A 25,522-nucleotide genomic window follows, 5' to 3' on the forward strand; every position below is an offset into this window, starting at 1 on the left:
AGGATCTGTAATTGAATTAAAATGTTTCAGAAAAGTAGTGCTCATATTTATGCGACCAAGTAATTATTATGCCTTGATCTGATCACTACTTGCTCTATAAGTTCAATTTATAATGATCTTGCCGTGTGCCCGCTATCTGGATTGTAAATAATCTCTTTGGCAATGGAGTGAGTCTGAATAGTGAGTCGCCCAGTACGCATCGCTGCAGGTAAGGTCGAGGCTAAACTACTAAAATAACTACCGGTTGGACAACCTCGCATACAGCGGTTGCGCTTGCTGCATGGAGCACGACCTTGCTCAGGCTTGGCCTTAGTTAAATGCGCAACTCGCCCGATGGTGAGGTGACGATTAGTGTAGTGAGTCAATAAACTTTGTTTAAGCTGCTGCTCTACGGCATTAAGCGCAAAAGGAGGTAAGTAAGGTCCATCTGGTAGCTGAGGTAAGTTCAGTGCTTCGCCAATAACCCCGATGTAGGCTTCGACTTTATCGTACCAAGGCGCAATATCTTGATAGCGCACAGGCCAATCTACGCCGTGACCATCTTGTTTGTTGGCTGCAAAATCTATATCACTGAGGCGCAAGCATTGCCGCCCCCAAGTTAATGAACGCCCACCAAGATGATACCCTCTGATCCAATCAAAACGCTGTGATTCTTGATAAGGATGCTGCAAATCATTCACAAACCAGTGTTTTATTGATTGCTTGGTGGCATAGCCAGTACGTGCTTGTTTAGCTTGATTCTGTTTTTCTAGTAGGCTGGGCCTGTCGCGAAAAGGCAGTTGCCAATCGTCTTTAAAGGCAGTGATATAGTCAGTACCGTGCACAACCTGCCTGCCACGTTCCAGTAGCAGTACATTGAGCCCTTTTTCGGTTAGTTCTTTAGCAGCCCAGCCGCCAGTAATGCCACTGCCAATAACAATGGCATCAAATACTTTTGCCTGCATTCTCACTTAACTTTTAAAAGATTTGCTTACCCGCACAGATCGTTGCTTGCACAGAGAAGTCTTTATCGAGCAGGGCAAAATTAGCCTGTTTACCTACCGCAATACTGCCTATTTGCTCCGCTTTATTTAAAAACTCAGCGGGTACTAAACTGGCCATGTTAGTTGCTTCAACTAGGCTTGCGTCGGTTAGGTTATAAAAACGTTCAACGCCAACTTCCATGGTTAATGTACTGCCTGCTAAAGAGCCGCTCTCAGTTCGCGCAACACCTTGTTCAACCACAATAGGAAGCTCACCTAAACGGTAGCGACCATCTGGTAAGCCTCCGGCGCTCACGCAGTCTGTGATCAGAGCAATTTTATCTGCCCCTTTTAAACGGTAAACCATGTTCATGATGCTCGGGTGCAAATGAATACCATCAGGAATAAGCTCAACCATGGCATCCTTGTCCATCAGTAATGCGCCAGTACAGCCGGGATCACGATGATGAATACCGCGCATACCATTAAAAATATGCACACCACCGCAGGCACCATGAGCAAGAGCTTGTGTTGTTTGCTCAAAATTAGCATCTGTATGACCCAGCATCACACGCACACCTTTATCGGTGATATAGCGGATCATGTCGGGGGATTTAAGTAGTTCTGGCGCCAACGCAAATGAGCTTAAGCAACCTTCACATGCGGCATAAATTTCATCAAATCGCTGTTTAGTAAGCTCTAAAAAAAATGACTCGTTGTGCGCGCCTTTATGCGCTTCTGCAAAGAATAAACCTTCGTTATAAGCCCCTAGCAACTGCGCCCCAGCCAAGCCTTTTTGGTAAGCACTCGCCATATTTTTATAAGCTTGAATTGAGACGTCCCAGTCTGCAGTCACCGTTGTGCCAACAAACCCCGTTACGCCATGCTTTGCTAAAGAACGAGAAATAGTCTCTAGTGATTCTGGGGTGCCGTCCATGATATCGCAGCCTTCACGGCCATGAATATGTAAATCGATAAAGCCCGGAAATAAACTGTGCTCACCTAAATCGATTACCTCGATCTCGGGCGCCATTTGCGTAGTAATGGCAGTAATTTTACCTTGCTCGACCAAGACCACATGATCGAGTAAAACCGCATCAGCAGTCACCACTTTTGCGGCTTTTAAGTAATAGCAATTAAGATGCGTTGGAATTAGCATGAACACTTCCTATTATTGCAGCGCCTCTTACGCCGCTAGAATCACCAAATTTTGCGCGCTTCACGTCGGGCACGGCAAAACCTGAAAATAAATGAGTTTGAATTGCGTCAGGGAGTTTTTCTACTATTGCATCAATGAGCGACAACCCGCCCCCAAGCACAATTACTTCTGGGTGCAAACTTTTACTAATAGCAGCAAAGGTTTCGCCAAGAATATCTAAGTAACAGGCGAGCACCTCTAAGGCTTGTTCATCACCACGTTTTATATCGTTTGACCATTCAATCGCAGATTTAGGAGATTGCGTAATATGCTGGTACAAGGTTTGTACACCGGGCCCTGCAATATAACTTTCGACACAGCCATTTAAACCACAGCCGCACTTTAAAACTGGCAGCTGGTATTTTTGTTGTAAATACGCAGACAGTGGTAAATGGCCGTACTCCCCTGACATGCCCAAACCTTGGTTAAACAAGGTTCCATCAATGCACATACCACCCGCCGCACCAGTGCCAACAATGGCACCGAATACTCGGCTATAACCTTCACCGGCTCCGCCATTTGCTTCTGATAAGGCAAAACACCGGGTGTCATTTAATATCGCAACAGGGCGTTTTAATAATGCTTGAAGATCGTTGGCAATCACTTTGCCTGTGGCACACGGCACATTAGCCGACAGCACTTTACCTTCATCATTAACGATACCTGGCATACCGATGCCCACCGCACCTTGGCAACCTGTCAGTTCATCGGCTTTAATTACCTGCTGATAAATTGCGTGCAAAAATTGCTGATAGTCATCAGTTGGCGTAGTAATACGCCAACTTTGCTGTTGCTCTAAATTATCATTAAAAATGGCGGTCTCTATTTTTGTACCACCAATATCGAGTCCGTAAACAGCCATACTTTACCCAACACTACTTAGCGAGAAGTTAATGGGTAAATAGTTACCCCTTTTACAACACGGTTAACTTCGCCCGTAGGACAAGGGTTATCAGGTGTTAAACCGAGTGACATTGATTTATAAAATGCAAAAATCTGACAATAGACAATATAATACAGACCTTGCCAAACATCATCTAGCTCGACCAGTTCAGTATTTAACGCCAGCTTTTTAACCGCTAAACACTGTTGGTCATTTAGTAGTTCATTATATAAATCAGTATCATACAAACTACTATAAAAATCACTCGAGGCCATTAACATCACTGCGGTTTTATCATTAATAATGGTTTTAGGACCATGACGAAAACCCAAAGGCGTTTCAAAATAACTAATTAATTCACCATTTGTTAACTCTAAACACTTTAATGCAGCTTCTTTCGCGTAGCCAAGTAAAGAGCCGGCACCTAAAAACACTAAGCGCTCAACCTTACTTTGTGCAAAACGCTTAATGTCATCAATTTTCGTATCGAGTAGCTGATTAGTATGTGTCACAACTTTTTCTAATTGAACGTTATCAGGAGTAAAAATACACAGTGTTGAAATCAGCATAGAGGTGAAACTACTGGTCATAGCAAAGCTTTCATCTAAGGTTTCTTTTGGCATAAGTACACTAAAACTATTTTTTTTAGTTGTCGCCCTTTTAACTAACTCACCATTTTCATTACAGGTAATAACTAAGTGATAGCACTTTTCAACGACTTGCTCTGCAATATCAACCGCCGCGACACTTTCAGGGCTATTACCTGAGCGCGCATAAGAAATTAGTAAAGTGGGTGTGCTCTTTTGTAAAAACCCATGAGGGTTAGAAACAATATCAGTGGTGCTAACTGCGCGCACATTTAAATCAGTTTTAGCTGTTAAGTGAGGTGCTAATGCCTCGCCAACATAGGCTGATGTGCCAGCCCCAGTTAATACGATTTGTAATTCTTTTAATGCTAAAATTGGCGCTAGAAATGCATTTATTTCTGCTCGATGCGTTTCAATAATAGCCGCCGTATTGCACCATGACTCTGGCTGCTGGGAGATTTCTCTTGCTGTCCAATAAGCGTTTTGTTGCTTAAGATCTGTTTCGTTTAATGATAAAAACTGCGTCATAATTAATTCTCTCTCAACACCACTTATTGATTACAAGCGCGCGAATAGGTATTCGTGACTTCCATTATTTTATTAATTACTAACTCACGGGGTGATGAGTTAATTTGGCCATTGATCAATGCCTTATATTGCGCTGGCATAAATTGGCTAAGTAAAGTTTGTGGAATGATTAGCCCTTCTAAGTTTGCAAATAAAATTTCTACTGTTTGCTTTATTTCATCTTCAGGCCAGTAATAACGAATACGGTCGCTATAACTATAAGCTCTAAATAGCTTAGCTTCAGCACCTTGTGTTGGGTAAAACTTATTCCAGTAATGTGGCTTTTCTAGCATGATGCGATCACATACATCACGTAAATTAGAACGCTGACCAGCTTCGACTAATTGATCTTCAATATAAGATAATGCAAACAACCCTTCGCGTAGTGCATAAGTAAGCTGTGGACCCACTTTTAATATGGCAAAGTGATCTTGCACCAGCTCGTGGTAGCAATGATCTGGCTGATAGTCGGTAGAGTGAGCTTCATAAACAAGATTATCGACAGTGGTGATAAACTCTTTCAGTTTTTGCGCTTCATTACGTTGGTAATCAAAAACTTGATGGTTATCAAATTCAACTCCTGGCTGCACAACAACAGCAATAACACGCGACCACACATCGCTTATGTTTAAGTTAGCAAATGCAGCCTGATGTAATTCGATTGTTTGCTGCACTCCCTCAACATGAGATACCTCAATAATTTCATGTTCTTCTGTAGCGCCACCCGGAGGAGGAACCTCAGTACCCACCACATAAAGAATATCGTTATCTTTTGCTACCGACTCAGCGGCTTGGCACATCAATGCTGCACGCTTGGCAATTTCGGCATCAGCTAAACGTTCTCCATCGTCAGCGCATGGCATACTGGCATCTAAATGAATTTTCTTAAAACCAGCGCTTGCATAGGCTTTTACTAGGTCAACAGCTTTTACCATTGCAACGTTTGCAGGCTCATTTACCCAACACACGGGCCCTAAGTGATCACCCCCCAAAATAATGCGCTGGGTATCTAACCCTACCTTTTCGGCTATTGCATGAACAAACTCAACGAAGTCATGGGGCTTCATTCCTGTGTAACCACCAAACTGATTAACTTGATTCGCTGTCGCTTCAATTAAAATTTCGGTGTCATCATTGAGAGCTTGCAACATTGCTGCTTCGATAACGAGCGGGTGTGCACAACACACAGAATAAATACCCTGCGCTTGCCCTACTCGATTGTTATTTATAATCGTTTTTAATGCATTCATGGTTTTCTCCAAGCAGCTTACGCTAATGGTTAGATACGTGATTTGAAATTACATTAGCACAGCGCGAAACGCTGCGCAACAAAACGAAAGGAAACGAAAGATACAAGATAAGTTAAAAACACACTTCCCACGGTATTTTATAAGGATAAAAATGATAAAACCCAAAGTTGCGAAAGAATTTGAAAGCATTTGATTGTAATTGACTTTGAGTTGCGATATAACAGAAACAACTGAAACCCACTATTAAAATAATCTCAGTGATTTAGGTATCGTTATGACAATAGATAGACGTAGTTTTTTAAAATCTGCCGCAGCCATTACCGCCGCGACAGTCGTGACTGGCTGTGCGAAAAGCCAACAAGGTGATAATCAAAACACACCACTTGCAGCACAAGGTAAAAGCGTAATGGGCTTAGCTGTGCCAGCAATGGATGTGGTACGTGTTGGTTTTATTGGGGTTGGTCAACGTGGTAGCGGCCATGTTAAACATCTTTGCCATATTGAAGGTGTTGAAATTAAAGCTATTTGCGATACAGATCAGCTAATGCTAGATAAGTCTGTTAATTATGTTGTTGAAAAAGGCTTACCTAAACCAACTGCTTATACGGGTTCTGATAAAGCCTATTTAGACATGCTTGCTCGCGATGACATCGACATTGTGATCATTTCAACCCCTTGGAAATGGCACACACCGATGAGTGTTGAGACCATGGAAAGTGGTAAGCATGCCTTTGTTGAAGTACCTGCAGCAACCACGATGGAAGAGTGTTGGCAACTAGTAAACACTGCTGAGCGCACGCAAAAGAACTGCATGATGATGGAAAACGTTAACTACGGCCGTGACGAGTTAATGGTTTTAAACATGGTTCGTAAAGGCGTATTTGGTGAGTTACTGCATGGTGAAGCTGCTTATATTCATGACCTGCGTTGGCAAATGAAAGAAATTGACCGCAGCACAGGTTCTTGGCGTACTTACTGGCATACCAAGGTAAACGGTAACTTATACCCAACCCATGGTTTAGGCCCAGTTTCTCAGTATATGAACATCAACCGTGGTGACCGCTTTGATTTTGTTACATCAGTCAGCTCACCTGCACTTGGCCGCGCAGCTTACGCAGAGCGTGAATTTCCTGCGGGCCACGAACGTCGCTCACTGAAATTTACTGCTGGCGACATGAACACCAGCATTATTAAAACAGTGAAAGGTCGTAGCATTATGGTTCAGCACGACACCACAAGCCCACGCCCTTACAGCCGCCATAACTTAATTCAAGGTACTAATGGCACATTTGCTGGATTCCCTAATCGTATTGCTCTTGAAGATGTGCCACCAGCCATCGCGAAAATTTACCAACAGCAATATGAAGCTGAGCTCGCTGCCTGGGAAAAAGCAGGTTCGCAGGGGCGTAAGCCACATATGCAAAACTTTCATAGCTGGGATCAAGATATGGAAAAGTGGCGTGCTGAATTTGATCACCCACTATGGAAACGCATGGGTGAAGAAGCAGTACGTAACGGCGGCCACGGCGGTATGGACTTCATTATGCTTTGGCGCATGATCTACTGCTTACGCAACAATGAGCCACTCGATCAAGATGTATACGATGCCGCGGCATGGTCATCAATCTTCCCGCAAAGTATGGCATCAGTTGCAGATAGAAGTAACAGCAAAACGATTCCAGACTTTACCCGTGGCGCTTGGCAAACAGGTAAGCCTCTAGGGATTGTGTCTTAACACTTCCTCTCCATGGAACACTAAAAGCCCGCCCTTTGCCCTGCGGGCTTTTTTATTTTATTGCTCACTCCCTTTAGAGCATTACTCTTTAAAACTTTGCCCACAAAAAAGCCCGCAACATCGGCGGGCATTTTGATTAGACTTTAACCTTACTGAGCATGAGCTGCAGCACGGAAAATCGTGTTAGTTAACAGTACATTCATGCCCTCAAGGTAAGCACGGTAGGTTGGTGACTGTGTAAAGCCTATCACCATGCCTTTGCCTTGCGGTTGATGAACAAGCAATGGCTTATACGCAAGCTGTGCTTTATTTTGCTGCCATAGATAACCACTTGCTAACACATCATCTTTACCTGTAAACCAGGCTAAGTTTTTACCTGAGTTCAGTTTTATTGGCGTGTAAATATCATTACCGTAAGCTACCGCAACAAGGTCTTTATCAACCCCAGCGGTTAACCAATGCTCTTGGTCTACTTCAACATTTGCAAGTACACCAGCTACATAGTCTGGCGATGTATGTGGCTCAATGCTCGCTGCTTTTAAATCATCGCGAGAAGTGAATAACTGCCCTGCCACTTTACTACTTTTATCATCACTGCTGCTTGCTTTATCTTCTCGGTAAGCTTGCTCACGTTTAACATCTAACAAACCGTAATCAGCATTTGTGGTAAAGCGGTTAGCATTACCTAGAGCAATCAACACGCCACCCGCTTCAACCCAGCTTTTTAAATTCGCCGCACCCGATTTACCGAGTGCTTGCTCGTAATTACCTTCTGGTAAAATAAGCACTTGGTAATCACTTAAATCAGCCCAAGCAAGCATGGGTGTGCGAATGGCGGTTACCGGGTAGCCAAGCTGTCTTTCGATAACAAAACGAGTGTTACCGGCGCTTAGCTCACGAGTGGCTGCATCCCATGCAATCGCCACTTTAGGTGCAACCATAGGTACTGTTTTGTTACTACCAAAGCTTGGGCCTTCAATCACCCAACTTGAATCAACACCATCAACAATTGCACCAGTTTGCTCGGCAATTTGGCTAATTTTAGTCAGTAAATCTTTATCGTTTAGACGTTTTTCGATTACTAAGCTACCCGCTGGGTAGTTAGTTTTATCACCTAATACAAATGCTTGATCAGCACTTTTCAGTTTAATGCCAGCTTGCAGTGCTGCTGTTAAAAAGCGTGCTGCGGCCGTATCACCCCAAGCAACAATATAAGCCACAGAGGCTTCTGGATTATTCACTTTACCAAGCAATGTGTCGTCGGCCTGAACCGCTTTGCTATCTGCGCTAACAGCGCGACCACAACTATCGCTATCAACATTAAACATCATCGGCAGCGACCAACCTGTGACATCGTAAATTTCATCACCTAGGTTACGAGCACGACGTCTTTCTTGCTCTTTTACAAATGCTTCAGCCATATCTACTTGGTCTGTAAATGTGGTACGCACAAATACCCCGCGTGGCTGTGCAGTATCAATAAAATAGCTACCCGCTTTATACTTAACGCCACAGGCTTTGAAGTCTTCAGTTGCTTGTTTAACTTCAACACCATGCTCAGCCATTAAGGTTGCGAGTCTATGAGCGCCTTCACGGTTACTTTGCTTAGGTAAGATATAAACTCGCTCTTTGCTATCTTTACCCGAATCAATCGCATCAACTTGATATTGATAAAAGTCACCTAGTAGTTTTTCACGTTGGTTGGCAGCCCCTTCGGCGGTCGAAATTGAGGCCACAAATTGACGCTTTACAGTATTAAAATAGGAGAGTAGTTCACCGGTATTTTTCTCAAACACGTGGCCACGTGCAGAGCCTACTTCGTAAGTTGATGCTGATGCACCATAAAAAACAGGCCAGCTATCACCGTAGCCTGGGTAAAAGGCATCAAAGATTTCACGGGTAAAGTAATCAAAGCCAAATTCATCAAAATACTTCGCATGATTTTGCCCAATCGCATCCATGTTGGCGATTTGGGTTTTCGTCATATGCGGATTAAATGGCTGAGCAGCCGGTGCAAAGTAGTAAGATTGGTCGCCGCCCATTTCATGAATATCAACCACCACTTGTGGTTTATATTTATTGATTGAAGCCACTCTGCCTTTACTTTCAGGCTGAGTAAGCGCTAACCAATCACGGTTCATATCAAACAAATAATGATTTGTTCGGCCTCTTGGCCATGGCTCATTATGCTCTGCACTTAACCTATCTGCACTGTGTTCAAGACCTACGGTCGCATAATAACGAGTAACAAAGCGCTCACGACCATCAGGATTTTGTAGTGGGTCGATAAACACCACTGTGTTATCTAAAATTTTGCTGTTAACGGCATCATTCGGGGCTGCTAATAAGTGATATGCAGTAAATAATGCAGCATCGGTTGAGCTAATTTCATTACCGTGCACTGCATACTGAAGCCACACAGACGTAGGTAAATTTTTAATTAGCGACTTAGCTTCTTTTTCAGAGGTAATACGCGGATCAGCCAAAGCTTGGGTGTTATTGGCGAGGGTTTCTAATGAGCGAATATGCTCCGCAGTGCCAACCGCCGCATAAACCAGTTCACGACCTTCCCAGCTGTTTGCGTACTTAAACACTTTAATACGATCAGGCGCAGCTTGCTCTAAAGCGCTAAGATAACGACGCATATCGTTGTAATTGGTGATGCGCTCACCTACATCGTATCCGAGTACTTGTTTAAATGTTGGTATTTGCTGATTATAAGCCGTGCCCGGCCACATTGCTTCGGTATTCGCTGCACTGGCATTAAAGCTTGCCGTTATTGCCACAACACTCACTGAAATGGCTTTTATTATTTGTTTGGCGCTCATTATTTTTCCCAAGTAAAAGTATCTGATTTGTACATTACAAAAGTATTGAAAATAAACAAATTAAAAACGTTAGATTGGCAAAAATTAAAGACATAAAAAAACCGCAGCGATTGCTGCGGTTATTATTAACATAGCGGAGCTACTTAACTAGGGTCATTTCATCAAGTAGGTAACCTGCGTTATCAACTTCTTCCATTAACCAAAGCATGTATCGAATATCAACGTGAATAGCACGGGTAATTTTGGCGTTAAAGTACCAATCTTTGGTGATTGATTCATAAGTCGAGTCAAAATTAAGACCCACCAATTCACCTTTACCATTCATGACTGGCGAACCTGAGTTACCACCTGTGGTATCAGCGCTACTTAAAAAGTTGACTGGTACTGAGTTAACTTCAAGAGGTTTAGCCGCTTGTGGCTCACAACCAAAGCTAAATAAGCGACAGCTTACGCCAGGCAAACCTAAGTCACCGCGGTAGTACGCGCCAAACGCTTGCTTTTTGTAAGCTTCAAGTACTTTGTCTGTAACAACAAATGGCTTTTCACCTGTGTGTTTAGCCACTAAACCACGTAGTGATGTAAAAGGTGTTTTATACACAGCATCTGCCGCTGGGTAACCATCAACTTGTGCATAGCTTACGCGTAGTGTGCCATTTGCATCTGGGTAAACTGGCTTACCTTTAGCGTTATTGAAAGCGATCACGGCTTGCATATACTGCGGGCGAATTTCTGCTAAGCGACCCGCCATTTCTTTTTTATCAGCTTCTTGTGCCATGTTGGTATCGTATAGAGCAACAGCTAACTTTATGAATGGATCGTTTGATGCTTCAAACTCTGCGACAGATTTACCAATCCAGTTAACACGTGCTTCTACATCTGTAAGCTCTGTATTAGCATAAAAAGAAGCAATAATCGCATCAAGCTCAGCTTGTGTAGTGGTATCTGTAATACCTAAGCCGTCGTTTAATGCCGCAACTTGCGCTGCTTTATCTTGCGCTAAATAGTTACCTAAGTAGCTTAACCATAAGGCTTTATCGACTGCAGGCGTAAACTGTTTTTGTAAACGCTCTAAACGCGCTTTAAGCATAGGAAGATCGCGCTCTTGGTAACCCATTTCGCGCTCTGCATTAGGCTTTTCGCTTTCTTTAGCTAAGCGGTATAAACGAATTGCCGTACTTAATAAGTCTGCACGTTTTGCGTAATCAAAGTAAAAATGGCTTTGTTGCTGTGCGTGCGCTTCTACTAATAATGACTTTAATGCGTGATATGAATCTGCGTAAGCTTTACGCTCAGCACTTTGTGCAAACCAAGCTAAGTATTCTTGTTCTTGCGCAGCTTTAATACCCGGAATATCCGTTACTTTAAAGCCATCTTGTAAGCCTTCCAGTTTCTTTAAACGGTTGTTAGTACTTTTTACACGAGAGGCATATTTAACTTGTGCTTGCTCATCGCCTTCGCTCTGCTTGGCAATTACGTCTAGAGTCATGTTGTAAGTATTAAGCAATGTCGGGTAATACCAACTCGCTGAATAATTTACTTCATCTGCTAGTTTATAGCGGCTAGTGCGACCAGGGTAACCTGCCACCAGCACGCCATCACCTAAGCTTACGCCGCTCGCATTCACTTTTAAGAACGACTTTGGCTCATAAGGTACGTTATCTTCGCTGTAATCTGCAGGCTTGCCATCTTTACCAACATAACCACGTACAAAAGTAAAATCGGCCGTGTGACGTGGGTATTCAAAGTTATCGATGTCACCACCAAAGTTACCCAGCGCTTCTGCCGGAGCATACACTAAGCGCACATCTTTGATCATCAGTTGTTTGATCATGAAGTACTCTAGCCCATGGTGGAAATCACGTACAGTACAACGATAGTTAGGATCTGACTCACACTCGCTGATCAAGGCTTTACGGTTTGCTTGAATCGCTTCATAACGCGCTTTGCCATGTAGTTCTGCGGGTAAGTTACCCAATACGCGATCAGTGACATCATCCACTTGTTCGGTTACATACAAACGCTCTTGCGGGCCTGCTGGTAATTCTTTTGACAAGTCAGCTGCTAAAAAGCCTTTTTCAATTAAGTTATTTTCTGGTGTGCTGTTATTTTGAATCGCGCCATAAGCACAGTGATGATTAGTTACCGCTAAGCCTTTTGGTGACACAAATGACGCAGAGCAATAGCCTAAACCAACCACTGCATTGAGTGGATACTGGTTAAGATCTGCCACTTGTGAAGCTGGTAACTCAATACCAACGCGGTCAAACTCGCTTTGTAATTGTTTTAATTGATGCGGTTGCCACTGCCCTTCATCAGCGTGTGCGCTACCTACAGCGACAACACCCATAAGTGCTAATGAAGTAGTAATAATATTTTTTTTAATCATGTTAATCCCAGTCAGTGCAAAGCACTATTCCATTGTTGCCTTAAAAAATCGCGCTAAGACTACCATAACCTTGATTGAGTAAAGGGATATTGCGATTAAATACGATTGGAGAGTAAAAATAGAGGAGTGAAAAAGCTCCTACCGTTAGCAGGAGCATTATTCGATTCATTTATTAAGCATTGGCTTTTAAAAAGTCATAAAGTTCATCTTTTAGCACGGCGCGTTGATGCTTCTTTTCATGCATGTCCGCATCTTCTATTGGAGAGTCTTGCAACTCAAGAGAGCGAATTTCTTTATCCATATCATCGTAACGTTGCATGGTTTTCTTGAAGTGAGCATCGTGTTTCGCGAGGCTATGGATTAATTCATTAAACTCTGGGAATTCATTCAATAACGAGTGTTTTTCGCCTAGCATGGGCAACTCCTTTAGCTAGAATTTAAGTTCAATTTCACTGTACCACTGCAACATACAGAGTCAACGCAGTAACCTTGTCCGAGATCAATAATCAGAAAGATTCCTTCATTAAGTAAAGATTTTAGAAACAAAAAAGCCTCGGTAAATACCGAGGCTCTCGTATAATTTGGTGAGTCAGCCAATAAGCCGCTGCTTTGTATGAGCGGAGTGGTTTTCTTAATTACGTAAAGGTATAGAAAGAAAAAAGCCCGTAGCATTCAATACGGGCTTTAATATGATTTGGTGAGTCAGCCAGTAAGTTTCAAGGCTGAAAACACAATTACAAAATAAAACAATACGTTAAGAAGAACTACTTTTACATTAAGTGCCACTTTGGCACACCTTTTGGCACAATTCCAGTTAGGCACTAGGCTTCATTAGAAGCTTTTTAAGCTCCTTTAACTCTTTCAGTGCATTAGCAACTAACTTATCCCAAAAATCTTGCATTTCAATTTTAGCTAGATTTCTGGCAAGCCTTCTTTTATCAGAATCGTTTTCTAATGTTGCTCTTAGCCCTACTACACCAAACTCTTTTAGAGTATTGACTTCATATGCTTTTATATAAGAGTTCTTACAAAAATCATAAATTTTTAGCTTGTTGATTTTATCAACAGTTGTACATAAATTTTTTAAATGAATTCTTTCTTCATCTAGTGTTGGTCTCTTAAATTGAACTTCAAACCTTGTCATAGGATCACTAGTAATAATTGATTGCTCTAATGACTTATTATAGGCTTGGAATCTAAAATCACTTCCCCCTACAATTTTAGTTTCTGGATTACCAAAACAATCAAAGTAACTAGTAAATTTAGAAGAGCCACTAACATTAATAATTAAATCTGCAATTTTCCACCCTCTTTTATCCACAGCAAAATCAACCCGTGATATTAAAGAGTCACCAACAATCTCAGAATAACAAGAACCAACAACCTGCTTTAATTCATAAAATATAGAATTAACAAAGCTATCACTTGTGACACTTGGATTCCAAGTAAATTTAAAACAGTTATTTTTTTTGTTAAATGGTGAATACTGAATTTTAAAACTTTGCCCTTTATTTACAAGCCTCTTTCTATAATAACGACATCTAACATTATTTTTACCTACTCTTTCCAATAATCCTTTTGAAGTCACCCTTTTGGTAAATTTTTTACGAATCTCCCGCCCAACATTTAAAGTTAAAGAAAATTTATCTAAGTGACCATCACTTTCTTTCAACCTGCATTTTTCATTACTTAATTCATTAAAACTATTTTTTGCAACCAGTAATACTTTTGAACTTTTAAATGAATTTTCATTTTTAAGTAACTTATAGCTATCAACCCCCATAACCAAAAGATCTAACTTTGAATATGAATAGCCATATTTAGAAATAAAAGAGTCGAGTTGAAGTTCTTCTATTTCTAATTCTTGCAAAGATTTAATACAAACGACAACATCATCTTTAACTGCCTTATGTACTAGTTTTAAAGCTAAAGAGTGAGCCTGCAATTGATCATGTCCATCTATGCTGATGTTATTACACTCTGAATTTATTGATTTTTTCATTCCAACAGTCCTATTTAATTTCTTGGACCCTTTGTTTACAGTTTCAAATTAGTAAGCTGAAATTCATTGCGAAAGTTCATTTCAAACTTTATTTGACAGAAGACCGTTCCGGAACTAAAGTGTACAAACCACCATTCCGGAACGAATAAACAGAAGAACCGTTCCGGAACAATCAATTATAATAAAGAATAGGGGTTAACTTTGAGCAGAAGAAAAATAGAAATCTGGGAGTGGTATTTGGCATGCGATGAGATAATAAACAAAGAAATACCTGAAGAATTAAAGCTTAAAATAATAAACTTCAGTGAGCAAAAATCAAATCAAAACAAAAAGAAAAAGAAAAAAATAAACAACCTAATAGATGAAATAATAAAGACAAAGGAATATTCAGACGAATTCAAAGAAATAAAAGAAGAGCTAGAAAAAGAAACATCAACACTAATAAAAACAATGGAAAACTGCAAAAAATACACTAACAAAATTGAAGATAAAGTTTGGAACGACTTTCTTTCAAGAATTAGAAAGTTAAAATTCAATAGAAAAAGAATAACAATAACAATTGATAGAGAAAAATATAATGAATTAATTGAACTTATAGATTTTAATGAAGATGATGAAATATCAAAAAGTCACGATGAAATATTTAATATGTTAATTAATAAAATAAAAGAAAGTAATAAGCCGACTACTGTAGTCAAAAACAAACTAAAAAGAGGAAAGGTAACTATTTCCAGACGAGCCCCTTCAAACAAGGAGCCCAGAAAAAACAGCTAAAAAAAACCTATATTAATTCAGAGCTTATTTTATTAACTCATTTGGACATTTAAAAACACCAATTGTTGTAGGATCTTCACAGAGTATTTCAATTTTCAAGTCTATGACCGCTTTCAACTTAGAAAACCAGACAATATCGTCATTAGTCGGAACATTACCACCTGAAACTATCAGTAATTTATCAGCATCCTTCTTTGCTAATGGATGCAATTTATAGCGAAGAAGTTGACCAATTGCTTGTTCAATGTTTTCTCTCACAGAGCTTGTGTATTTTAGTTCAGCTATGATGTCGAAACCATTATGATTGTATGTAACATCTCTTCGAAAAAGACCATCTCTATCTTGGCTTTTAGCATCAATATCATGCTCTTTCTTTAGCCAGTTAACAAACCGCCTTTCCATCGCGGCTTCATTCAACATAATATTTTTGAAAGATGAGGCCTTTTCTTGAATACGTAGCGCTTCCTCGTCTGTATTAGAAGGAGAGTCATAACTATTAGGTTTAGTAAAATCAATAAAGTTAAATTTATCTAAAATAAGATCTGTAACGCATGTCAATTGCTTAAGAGACGCATCCTGAAAGTCGCTAGTAACGTCTAGAATTTTGTCATCTAAATTAAATGTCAAAACACTACCGTAACTACTCTTTAATTCCTCTACAAACTGAACAATCTGCTCAGCCGCTTCTAAAGGAGCAAATCTAACTCTTATATTGGGACTTGTTTGTGGCGTTATTGAAATCCTTCCTTCCTTCATGTTAGTACCCAATACAACTTTTACAGGCGAGTCTCTTCTCCAACTTACTGACTTACCGGAATAGTACTTTAAAAAATGGTGTAAAATAGTTTGAGACGGTTTTATGTGACTTTCATTTTCTTTAAACCATATGCTAGCTTTCTCAGTAGTTGTATAACTCATTTTTAATAATCCTTGATATTAACTCATTCAATAATCTGTTTTTACATACTATCTTTCTAGACTCAAAAACTAGAAATTTCTATTTTAAAACAACTTTGACACATAGCACCAACAACCGTAAACCTTTAATATTAAATTGAAAAAACAATACTAAAGCTATTACAACAGTACAGTACTGTATTTATTTAAAATCCAATCCTTCTAGACACAGTGCCTTTCATCTTTTGTTCCTCATTGAGGCATTCTAATACACCAGTTATTGAGAGTAATTTATTGCTAAAACGCATTTTTCTGGCGATCACACTAAAGTCACCAGGTGTTAAACGATTTAACTCTGTAAGCATTTTTGTGCTACTAGGCGGGAGTGACTTTTCACCTGTTAGTTTTAAAAGCATTTGCTTCACTTGCTGCTCGGTTAAGTAATCCAGTTCAAGCTTGAAATCACAGCGCCTTAGCAAAGCTTTATCTAACTTACCTTTGAAGTTAGTGGCAGCAAAAAATGGAAATTCAAACATCTCAAGATTACATAAAAGTTGGTTAACTGATTGAATTTCCCAGTTGCTTTTAGCGCTCTCTCGACTTGCAAACAAGCTATCAGCTTCATCTATAAAAATGGCTGCTTCTTGCTCGGTCGCTTTTACAAATAACTCTTTAATATTTTGCTCGCTTTCACCAACCCACTTACTCAAGATATCTGAGGCTTGAACACTAATTAGATCAAACCCAGCTTCTTCACAGACATGATTTACGAACGCAGTTTTGCCAGTCCCTGCAGGGCCAAAAAGTAAAGTTCTTGCGCCATGATAGCTTTCTATAGCATTTACAATATCGTTCATTGTTGAAAATGACCCCTTAAGGTTTATATTGGCATGCTCAAATTTAAGCTCAGGCTTATAACGTAGCTCGTTTGTATCGATTCCTGATGCAGATAGCACACCATCAAAATAAGCGCTTATAAACTCTTCTGCTTTATTTTTTGAGTAATTACATAATTTAGCACCATGAGCAGCTTTGCTTATATTTGCAAGACTCAAATGCTTATTTGAAATTGCTCTAGCTAAAAAGTCTTTTGATACACTCAAAGGACTAAAGGATTCAGAAACGTGCTTGGTACGTTTATCTGCTGACATTGCTGGCACTTCTAAAACATAGTCGAAGCGTCTTATGCAGCTAAGAGGGAGCGTCTCAATGTGGTTTGTAATCCATATTGTTGCTGAATTACTGTTATCTATTAATGAGTTGAGTAACTCTTTAGACTCAGTAAACCCCATAATATCGACTTCAAATAAGTCTTCACATTCATCAACGAGTAAAACACCATCTCTGCGATTACCCATAAGCTTTCTGCCAATAAGAAGGTTTTGAATACGGGTTGATGGGCTGGATTTATTAGCAAGAAACTTTGGTCTAGCTTTATCATTAGTGCTGCAACTGGAGCTTACCCCCATAAGCACAAGGTTTAAGCTTTCACAAAGTGCTTTGGCCAACTCTGTTTTACCGGTGCCTACTGCTCCATGCAAAAGAATATTCACTGGTGTTCCATTAGAAGCTTTCCATCCACTTAATAACTTTTTTAAGTGCTCGGTTTCTATATGTTCAAAGTTAGATAGCCTATAGCTAGCTGGCTCCATTGAATTTAAAAATAAGCTAATTGCTTTTTTTGAATCATAGTTATCACTTGTCAGAAGGTAACTAGCTAAGCCTAATGGGATTGCTGGTAACTCATAATCTAAGTCATCGCTATTTCCTAAGCCAAGAGAGTTTAATTCATCAATACACTCATGAAAATCGGCTTCTTCTAAATCACATAGAGTTGCCAACACTTCATGGTAATTGTATGAAGACTTAACTATGAAATCTTCAATAAACTCAAAGAATCTCGGCTTAATTGAACTCATGATTGTCAGCTCAAACAGACGCTTAATCTTTTTATTTAAACCAATACTCCTTAAGAAATAGCTACAATTTAAGCCAAATCTTGGGTAATTTTCGATGCAAGAAAGATCGCTCAGTAAATCATATAGTTCATCTATATCTAAGGGTGCATTTTTCTTCGTCGTATAAGATATTTGCTGGATTTCTCTTGGTGAAAACATATCGAATACCTCTTCATCAAAGAAGCCGTGTTCAATAAGTTTAAGTACATAACGACAAGTGAGGCTTTTTGTATCAATTTTCATATTAAACCCCTCACACATCATGGCTTAATGTATTAACAGCTTTTTTAAGGCTTTCAATGCCACGCTTATCGTAGATCTGCGTAGTCGTTATGCTCTTGTGACCAGCAAGCTTACTCACAGTAGAAATATCAACTCCATTATCTAATAGAGATGTTATATAAGTTCTTCTGAGATCATGGGGTGTTATTTTTTTACCTAATGTCTGGATTGCTCTGGTTGTAACAATATCGTAGATACTGGCAACTGAGAGCGGCTTTTGAATTAAGGGCTGGCTGTTAATCTGTTTACAAAATAAAAAGCCAGGTTTATTGCCTCGTAATGAAACCCAATCAGAAAGGTGGCTTACAACCCATAGAGGTAAATATTGAGTTCTGGTTCTATTGCCTTTACCTTTTTGAATTACTAGTTGAGCATCTTGCAATGAAATGTCTGATAGTCTCAATCTATGTATTTCAGAACGTCTCAACCCAGCTCCCGACATTGTCGCTATTAATGCGATATTTCGAACCTCATGAGCAGAGCAATTTTGTTTAGTCAGACAATGTTTTAGCTCTGACATCGACAGTGCTTTACCCTTAACGCTTGGCTCAATGTGAGGAAGCTTTAAAGCACTAAATTTATCGAGGGCATGCTGATCAACTTGTCCCATTAGCAATGCTGTTTTAGTCACAGCTCTGATTGCTTGAAATGTTAGATGAATAGTACGAGCTGATTTATCTTGTTCGACTAACACTTGCCTTAAAAAAGAAAGCTGGTCGTAGCCGAGAGCATGTATTTGATATTTTTCTAAAGCAGCATCAGCAGATAAAATTTTAATCGCAGCATTAAGCACTGATTTGACAGATCTACGGCCTGAAGGAGCAAGGTTACTTAAGTAACATTCTGTAGGGGTTAATGTAGTCATTGAGCTATACCTTTGAAGTAAGTTTAAGCTCGGTATATATGACTAACTAGTTAAAACCAGTATGGTTTTTGACATTTAATGACGTTTGAAACTACCCTATGTCATCAATAAGAATTACTCCTTGTTCAAGAGCCAGTTTAGTAATTTGAATTTGCGAAGTTAAGTTCAGTTTGCTCATAATGCTGGCACGATGAACATGAGCCGTTTTAGGCATTATATCAATCACTTGTGAAACTTGTTTCGCATTAAAGCCCTGTGCAAGTAGCTTAAAAACCTCTAATTCTCTTGGTGTCAGTTTGTTTAATACACTGTCAGTTTTTTGAGGTTTTAAGAAATGCGTGTTAATTGAAGGGCTTAAAAATAGTTGATTTTTAAAGACAGAATGTATTGCTGTTATTAACTCTTCAGCTGCATCTCGTTTCGATAGATAAGCATCAACACCTATGTCTAACGCTCTTTGAATATAAGACTTTTCCTCATACATACTCAAAATTATACGCTTAGCACTTGGAAGCTTTTTGCCAATTAGTTGAGAAACTTCTAACCCATTTCTATCTGGCAGCGAAATATCGATGACGAAGCAATCTATATCAATATCACCTAAGTTTTGTAGACACTCACTGTAACTACTTGCTTCAAAGCTAACTTGCCAATCAGGCTCTTCTTCTTCGATGAGAGCCTTAAAACCTTCCCTTACCATTTGGTGATCGTCAATAAGCGCAAATTTCATAACAACTCCATGTACTGATTAATCCGATTATAACGCGGGAGTAGCGCACTAAGGTAAGAAAAATTCTTATAAGACTAAGAAAAGTGGAAATAATTTTATTGTTTATCTCCTTGTAAGCTTACCCAAAATGACAAGGAAATAGCCATGAAAAAAATAGCAGGGGAAACAAGCCACTTTCAAAACATCACTGTATTACTACATTACATTGGTGAGTCAAATTATCGTATTGAATGGACAAGTAAGATGACAAAAGGGTCTACTAACCTAGTCAAAACAGGTAAAAATAAATATGTAGTCATGCGTAAATGGCCAGAATCAAAAGCCTTAGCTAATGTTACGGCTAACTTCACTTCACGAAATGCCGCGTTTGTTCATTTCATCAAAAATGTAGACATAATTAAAAGTAACGATGAGACCATCAATAATGCAAAACAGCAATGTTTAGATTATTTTACTCAGTGCGAGCATATCAAGCCGGTAACCAAAACAGCTTTCCCTAAACCACGCTTGCAAGGAGCTTTAGGTCGTGAAGTGATTGTAAAACATAAGCGTAATATGTCAGATATTGCTAAAGGGCATTTATTACAACTCATTGGAAATAAAGCTGAAATTCAAGTTACACAACGTTATACTTTGTGTAACCCTAGCGCCAAACAACAGTTTGATACGACGCAAGTTTATATATTATAAAAAGGTTATGCTTACTCATGGATAGAGTCTTCAACAAAAATTACTTTGTTCCGCTAGCTCTCAAGTTTAAGAGCACCCAGCGCAGTGACATAGTAAAGTTTGCATTGTTTTCGTGCTTAATAGTTTTAATTGCGCCAGTTATCGAAAATAGTCTTTATTTATTTTCCTTTAACTATGTTGTGTACGAGGACTTTGTTAGTTGGTACTTTCCGGTTGGCTTCAGAGTAGTTTGTTATCTGTTTTTTCCTCTACGATATTGGCCTGCACTGACAGTAGGCTTTACATTAGGGCAGATCAGTTATGTCTGGTACTACTATAACGTGCCAATGAATGATTTAGCATATAGATTACTACGAGCTGCAACCCGTGAATATATGATACTTACTCCACTGATACTCGCTAAGCTATTCAAAGTTCGATTAGATATTCAAACTGTTAAAAGTGCTGTTACAGTATTATTTATTGCAATTTCATATCGCTTTATACGATCAATGCTCATTATCTTACCGAGTGATAGCCAAAATAAGTACCGGCTTATTGCTGATGAAAATCGCTTTGAAATGATGTTAGCTCATCAGCTTGGCGGTATCATAACGACACTTATCATGTTGCTTTTCGCGTTTCATGCTAAAACAATTTACCAGCAATTAAATAAACTCATAACTAAAGAGGTTAGCACTCTCTTAGTGCAGCTGTGTTTTTGCCTCACTGTTTTCATCGGGGTTTACCTGTTTGAACCTAAATCACTCTATCTCTTGCGAATGCTCGCTATATTTCCGTTGATATGGTTTAGCTATCGATACGGGGCCTTAGGGGCTCTGAGCTATGCAAGTGTAACTGTTATATCCTTACTCATTAATGTCTATGGTGTGAATGAAACTGAGTTACTCCTGACTACGCAACTTTACATAATAAGTTACAGCGTTCTGGCTCTTTTGCTCAGTGCATTTGTTACTGAATTAAATGAGTCTAAATCCGCATTATTAGAGCAAAATAAAGAATTAATTGAACTTAGTACGTTAACTCAAAACTTAGCTACTAAAGTTGTTAATGTTCAAGAATCTGAGCGAAGCCAGCTTTCACAAGAATTACATGATGATATAGGTCAAAACCTGACAGCTTTAAAAACAAATATTGCAATATTAGAAAAGAAAACAGCCAACCATAACGAGTTAGCATCGACAATTACAAGACTTCAAAACGTTTCAAGCCATATGTATGACTCGGTATACAGGTTAATGCACTGGCTGAGACCTCGTCTATTAGACGAATTAGGTTTAGAAGCTGCATTAAAAAGCGAGTTATTCTCTGAGCACCTAAATGAAGCTGGAATCGCTTATCAATGCAAAATAAGTGGACCGATAGATAGCTTAAATGATGATTTTAAAATCGCCATCTTCCGCATATGCCAAGAAGCATCCACAAATGCAGTTAAGCACTCTCTAGCCACTGAGTTTTCAATCGATATTACTTACCAAGAAAATGAACTTGAGATAATTATTTGTGACAACGGTATGGGGCTACATGAGCAAGAACATACACATCCTAAAAGTGGCTTTGGTGTTACAGGTATAATTGAGAGAGTAACATTGTTAAATGGTAAATGCTTATTTTTAAATAAAAATAATCACGGTCTTTGTATAGAAATACGGTTTTATCTAGCGGAACAATGCATATAGCTGCATCAATTTCGATAAGAAATATTCCTATATTTACTTTCAGCAACTAATACTAATATGCAAGTCATTCAGCAAATGGATCTACAAGAATAAGCCCATCTTATGATGGCACATCAGTAACGACCAAAAAATGGTATCTTTCAATGAGTGACTTAAAGTTTAAAGTTATATTCAATGGGAAAATAAAAGATGGTTACAGCAAAGAAAAGCTTGGGAAATCCCTTTGTCGTTTTTTAAAAATTGATCCTAAGAATTACGAAAAGCTTTTTGATGGCAGAAATTATGCTTTAAAAAAACAGTTAAGCGAAGAGCAAGCTAAGCAAATAAAGAAGAAGCTCCTTTCTATCGGTATTATTTCAAGTATTGCAGTTGAACAAGCAAAAGTAGATACCAATGCTGAAATTAAGACAAGTAAAAAGAACGTAGTAGAATCAAAATTTTGGCAAGAAAGATTTGATATTTTAGACTCACTTCCCAAGACTAATTCAATTCTATCGCTCAGTAAAACAAAAGAGTTTAAAGCGCTGGATAACAAGAGCTCTCGTAAAATTACCTTTAATTTACTTGCATTCTTTTTCGGTACTTTTTACTATTTTTTTAAAGGTATGTGGGAAAAAGCAATAGTAATAGCTTTTCTATCAGTTACATACGCCTTTATGCTATCTATCGTTGAAGAGGCTCTGGAAATACAATTTTATAGCGCAATTTATTGGGCTGTACCTGCATCAATAACTGCTGTAACAGCTACATTCGACTACTACAAAAAAGTTTCAGAAAATCAGAGAATTTGGCCCGCTCTTAAAATACTAAATAATAAAGCAACTCTTGTTTCAATGGCTACAATCTCAATTTTGACATCTATCTTACCTACCCTAGATATTTCACCAATTAATTACAATAACTCAATTAATAGCGTAAAAAATGGTTACCTTGATTACAACAAGGCGACTACAGTTGGTCATGCATTCGATAATTGGTCTAGCTGTAAGAAAAAAAACTGGAGTGAATTTACTACAAAAAATAAGATCAATATTGTTGAGTTTAAATGTATTACTGACTTTGGGAACGTTGTAGAAAAGGACTTATGGGGAAAAGATAAAGTCTATATAGAGAAAGCTATCATCTTCCAATTTACATTAAATCACGATGGTAGCTTTCAAATAAATAGTATCGACTATAGTAATACCCCACTAGATGGGGAGAAGACAGAGTTTTCAGCAACAAGTTTCTTTGACCTAAAAGGCTGGCTCTACATAGTATACAGCAATAGCGATATTTGAATCGTAAATTATTAAAGGAAGTTAGCGTTAATGTGTATTAACGCTACTCGTTCTAAATAGAGAGCTAATGTACAACTTTATCTTCAATAATCTCTATATCTTCATCGTCCAAATTAGCTAAGCTATCTTCAAACTTGCTATTTAATTCAATAGCATCAATCTCAGCGGCTGTAATATCTACTTTATTCATCTTCTCAAGTAACATTTCAAAGTGAGAATTTTTAGTCATCAAGTTTATAACTTTTTCTTTCTCTTCATCCTCATTTTCAACTTCTTCAATTTCTTGACGCATAAAAGATGTTGAAAACTTAAAGCAGCGGTTAATAAGATCAAAATCTTGCTTCTGGTAAGAATCAATTATGTATTTAGATAGATTTGCATCACTATCATATTTATCATCGATATACTTTTTTAATACAACTTTTGATAAAGCCAAAACATGAAAACCATTTGAAAAGAAAACGTTATCCATATCAAAGACTTTTGAATCAGTTAAAATATCAAACATACAAAAAGCTACGTATACATCCTCTGGGTTTGTACTCCTATTAAAAACAACCTCATAAAGACCATCTTTGTTTTCCTTATATGAGGTGAAAAGTAGGTCTGTACCATCTCTTTCTCTAATAAGACTTGCTTCAAAAACTGCCACTGGATTAGATAGCCAAAATGCCAAGTACGCTGATGCAACAATGTTATTTGGAACTTTAATAATATCTTTTGGTTTCTTTCTAAATTCACCTGAGCGTCTTTCATACCAAACATTAGTACCATAAAAGTAATTTTGAATATTGGTTTGTATCTCATCAGTAGACCAAAAATCTCTTTGTGATACAGGGTTTTGAGAGTTTGTAAACCGAGTAACCTTAAGATCAAATTCTTTACCACCTGACTTCAATAGGCGTAAAGTAACTCTTGCATCAGAATCAATTAACTCCCTTTCTTCTGGCGAAGACTCTAGATATGCTAGATAAATTGAGTACGCTGTCTGAGCACCATTTATTATCTGTAAACCTGTTACTTGAAACGAATCAGCTTGACTACTAATACTCGGAATAGCTCTACTAATTGCAGTAATACCATTATTGTAATACCAAAATAAAGATGGATTATTTTTTAAAGAATTAACTATTTCAGTATTAATTGACGATGTTACTAATGGATTCCTTACATTTTTATCAAAAAGAGAAACACCATAACGTTCTACCAACTGAAATATGGTTTTTGGCAAAATATTAAAAACATGAGCATCGAATGGGCGGTTCATTTTTAAAAAATTTCGCTCGTCATCTTTAACAATGCTCAACGTTATTTTTTCAAACTCTGGATTATAAACCTTTTCAAGAGGATTTGGCGGACAACTCTTTTTGTAATTAAGATCAATATAATCAAGTTTTAATCTGTTTATATCGAATGTATCAACGACTACTTTTCCACCAAACATTGTTTCAAACGACTTTATATTTTCATTGACCTTTGAACAGCCATTTTTAAGTGTCAAATAAAGTACTTTTACCTCTCCATTAGACTTAACATGCTCTAAAAGTGCCTCATACCTTTTATTAAACTTCTCATTTTTACCCCTTAATTTATCACCTCGTAATACACTATTGACATCAGAAAGATAAGACTTTAAAACATCCGCTTCAAACTCACGACTACAGTTTTTTTCATTATTCCATTTTGATTGAATAAGGTAAAAAACAGTTTCATCTTGGCTATTTTTTTTATCAAAGATCATGTCACAAGAGTTATCATCATGACCATCTGTAATATATTCTTCAACATTTGTAATACCAGAGTAAGTATTTAAGAACCAAAGCATAAGCGCGTAAGATTTTTTTTGTTGCTCCTGCTTCAACTGAGCATTTAAATCACAACTAAAGCTTGCAATTATCTTTGTTAGCTCTTCATCAAGAGCATTATAAAAATCTATATTTTTCAAACCATTATCCCTATTTAGTTTATG

General features: G+C 38.5%; 19 protein-coding genes. 5 read left to right on the top strand and 14 right to left on the bottom strand.

The features are described 5' to 3' along the window. Positions 1-107 precede the first annotated feature (107 nt). Genes ABMY41_RS15505 through ABMY41_RS15525 form a run of 5 tightly spaced genes read right to left on the bottom strand, consistent with a single transcriptional unit; the run spans position 108 to position 5,447 of the window. Positions 108-944: a GMC family oxidoreductase gene (locus ABMY41_RS15505; RefSeq protein WP_349275349.1), complete on the bottom strand. Its 837-nt coding sequence runs from the start codon at positions 942-944 to the stop codon at positions 108-110. A gap of 13 nt (positions 945-957) precedes the next feature. Continuing rightward, complete coding sequence (gene nagA, locus ABMY41_RS15510; protein WP_349275351.1) at positions 958-2,121, bottom strand: N-acetylglucosamine-6-phosphate deacetylase; 1,164 nt, start codon at positions 2,119-2,121, stop codon at positions 958-960. Next, on the bottom strand, positions 2,099-3,022 hold the full coding sequence (locus ABMY41_RS15515) for an ROK family protein (protein WP_349275353.1): 924 nt from the start codon (positions 3,020-3,022) through the stop codon (positions 2,099-2,101). Before ABMY41_RS15515 ends, nagA begins: the two co-directional genes overlap by 23 nt. Before the next feature lie 17 nt (positions 3,023-3,039). Next, a complete protein-coding gene (locus ABMY41_RS15520) occupies positions 3,040-4,158 on the bottom strand; it encodes an SIS domain-containing protein (protein ID WP_349275354.1) in 1,119 nt (372 codons plus the stop codon). A 23-nt stretch (positions 4,159-4,181) separates the two neighbouring features. Then, positions 4,182-5,447: a D-tagatose-bisphosphate aldolase, class II, non-catalytic subunit gene (locus tag ABMY41_RS15525; protein WP_349275356.1), complete on the bottom strand. Its 1,266-nt coding sequence runs from the start codon at positions 5,445-5,447 to the stop codon at positions 4,182-4,184. Between the two features lie 274 nt (positions 5,448-5,721). Here ABMY41_RS15525 and ABMY41_RS15530 point away from each other — a divergent pair, with 274 nt between their 5' ends. Further along, positions 5,722-7,182: a Gfo/Idh/MocA family oxidoreductase gene (locus ABMY41_RS15530; RefSeq protein WP_349275358.1), complete on the top strand. Its 1,461-nt coding sequence runs from the start codon at positions 5,722-5,724 to the stop codon at positions 7,180-7,182. 149 nt (positions 7,183-7,331) lie between these two features. Here ABMY41_RS15530 and ABMY41_RS15535 read toward each other — a convergent pair whose 3' ends face one another. The 4 genes from ABMY41_RS15535 to ABMY41_RS15550 all read right to left on the bottom strand — a co-directional run bounded on the left by ABMY41_RS15535 (position 7,332) and on the right by ABMY41_RS15550 (position 14,398). After that, entirely contained in the window at positions 7,332-10,010 is a 2,679-nt protein-coding gene (locus ABMY41_RS15535; protein WP_349275360.1) for a M14 family metallopeptidase, read from the bottom strand. A 139-nt stretch (positions 10,011-10,149) separates the two neighbouring features. After that, the gene (locus ABMY41_RS15540; RefSeq protein ID WP_349275361.1) at positions 10,150-12,396 is read right to left on the bottom strand and encodes a S46 family peptidase; all 2,247 of its coding nucleotides are present in this window, start codon (positions 12,394-12,396) and stop codon (positions 10,150-10,152) included. 172 nt (positions 12,397-12,568) lie between these two features. Then, complete coding sequence (locus ABMY41_RS15545; RefSeq protein WP_054561078.1) at positions 12,569-12,811, bottom strand: DUF465 domain-containing protein; 243 nt, start codon at positions 12,809-12,811, stop codon at positions 12,569-12,571. Between the two features lie 399 nt (positions 12,812-13,210). Beyond that, positions 13,211-14,398 (bottom strand): hypothetical protein, encoded by a 1,188-nt coding sequence (locus ABMY41_RS15550; RefSeq protein ID WP_235378289.1) that lies wholly within the window; start codon positions 14,396-14,398, stop codon positions 13,211-13,213. 201 nt (positions 14,399-14,599) lie between these two features. On the opposite strand from ABMY41_RS15550, the gene ABMY41_RS15555 reads away from it, so the two are divergent. After that, the gene (locus tag ABMY41_RS15555) at positions 14,600-15,172 is read left to right on the top strand and encodes a hypothetical protein (protein ID WP_235378290.1); all 573 of its coding nucleotides are present in this window, start codon (positions 14,600-14,602) and stop codon (positions 15,170-15,172) included. Positions 15,173-15,196: 24 nt separating this feature from the next. On the opposite strand, the gene ABMY41_RS15560 is transcribed toward ABMY41_RS15555, so the two are convergent. The 4 genes from ABMY41_RS15560 to ABMY41_RS15575 form a co-directional block, all read right to left on the bottom strand. Beyond that, entirely contained in the window at positions 15,197-16,090 is an 894-nt protein-coding gene (locus tag ABMY41_RS15560) for a hypothetical protein (RefSeq protein WP_235378291.1), read from the bottom strand. Between the two features lie 185 nt (positions 16,091-16,275). After that, positions 16,276-18,270, bottom strand: coding sequence for an ATP-binding protein (locus tag ABMY41_RS15565; RefSeq protein WP_235378292.1), 1,995 nt, complete (start codon positions 18,268-18,270; stop codon positions 16,276-16,278). 10 nt (positions 18,271-18,280) lie between these two features. Next, on the bottom strand, positions 18,281-19,174 hold the full coding sequence (locus tag ABMY41_RS15570; RefSeq protein ID WP_235378293.1) for a site-specific integrase: 894 nt from the start codon (positions 19,172-19,174) through the stop codon (positions 18,281-18,283). A 91-nt stretch (positions 19,175-19,265) separates the two neighbouring features. Then, a complete protein-coding gene (locus tag ABMY41_RS15575; RefSeq protein ID WP_235378294.1) occupies positions 19,266-19,904 on the bottom strand; it encodes a response regulator transcription factor in 639 nt (212 codons plus the stop codon). Positions 19,905-20,048: 144 nt separating this feature from the next. On the opposite strand from ABMY41_RS15575, the gene ABMY41_RS15580 reads away from it, so the two are divergent. The 3 genes from ABMY41_RS15580 (at position 20,049) to ABMY41_RS15590 (ending at position 23,553) form a co-directional block, all read left to right on the top strand. Beyond that, positions 20,049-20,594 carry a hypothetical protein gene (locus ABMY41_RS15580; protein ID WP_235378295.1) on the top strand — a complete coding sequence of 182 codons (546 nt, stop codon included), beginning with the start codon at positions 20,049-20,051 and terminating at the stop codon, positions 20,592-20,594. Positions 20,595-20,611: 17 nt separating this feature from the next. Then, positions 20,612-22,273, top strand: a complete 1,662-nt coding sequence (locus ABMY41_RS15585; RefSeq protein ID WP_349275366.1) for an MASE1 domain-containing protein — start codon at positions 20,612-20,614, stop codon at positions 22,271-22,273. Between the two features lie 143 nt (positions 22,274-22,416). Continuing rightward, positions 22,417-23,553, top strand: coding sequence for a DUF2628 domain-containing protein (locus ABMY41_RS15590; protein WP_235378038.1), 1,137 nt, complete (start codon positions 22,417-22,419; stop codon positions 23,551-23,553). A 64-nt stretch (positions 23,554-23,617) separates the two neighbouring features. Here ABMY41_RS15590 and ABMY41_RS15595 read toward each other — a convergent pair whose 3' ends face one another. Continuing rightward, positions 23,618-25,498, bottom strand: a complete 1,881-nt coding sequence (locus ABMY41_RS15595) for an AIPR family protein (RefSeq protein WP_349275368.1) — start codon at positions 25,496-25,498, stop codon at positions 23,618-23,620. Positions 25,499-25,522: the final 24 nt, after the last annotated feature.

The organism is Pseudoalteromonas sp. BZA4 (assembly GCF_040104395.1).
Classification (GTDB): Bacteria; Pseudomonadota; Gammaproteobacteria; order Enterobacterales; family Alteromonadaceae; genus Pseudoalteromonas.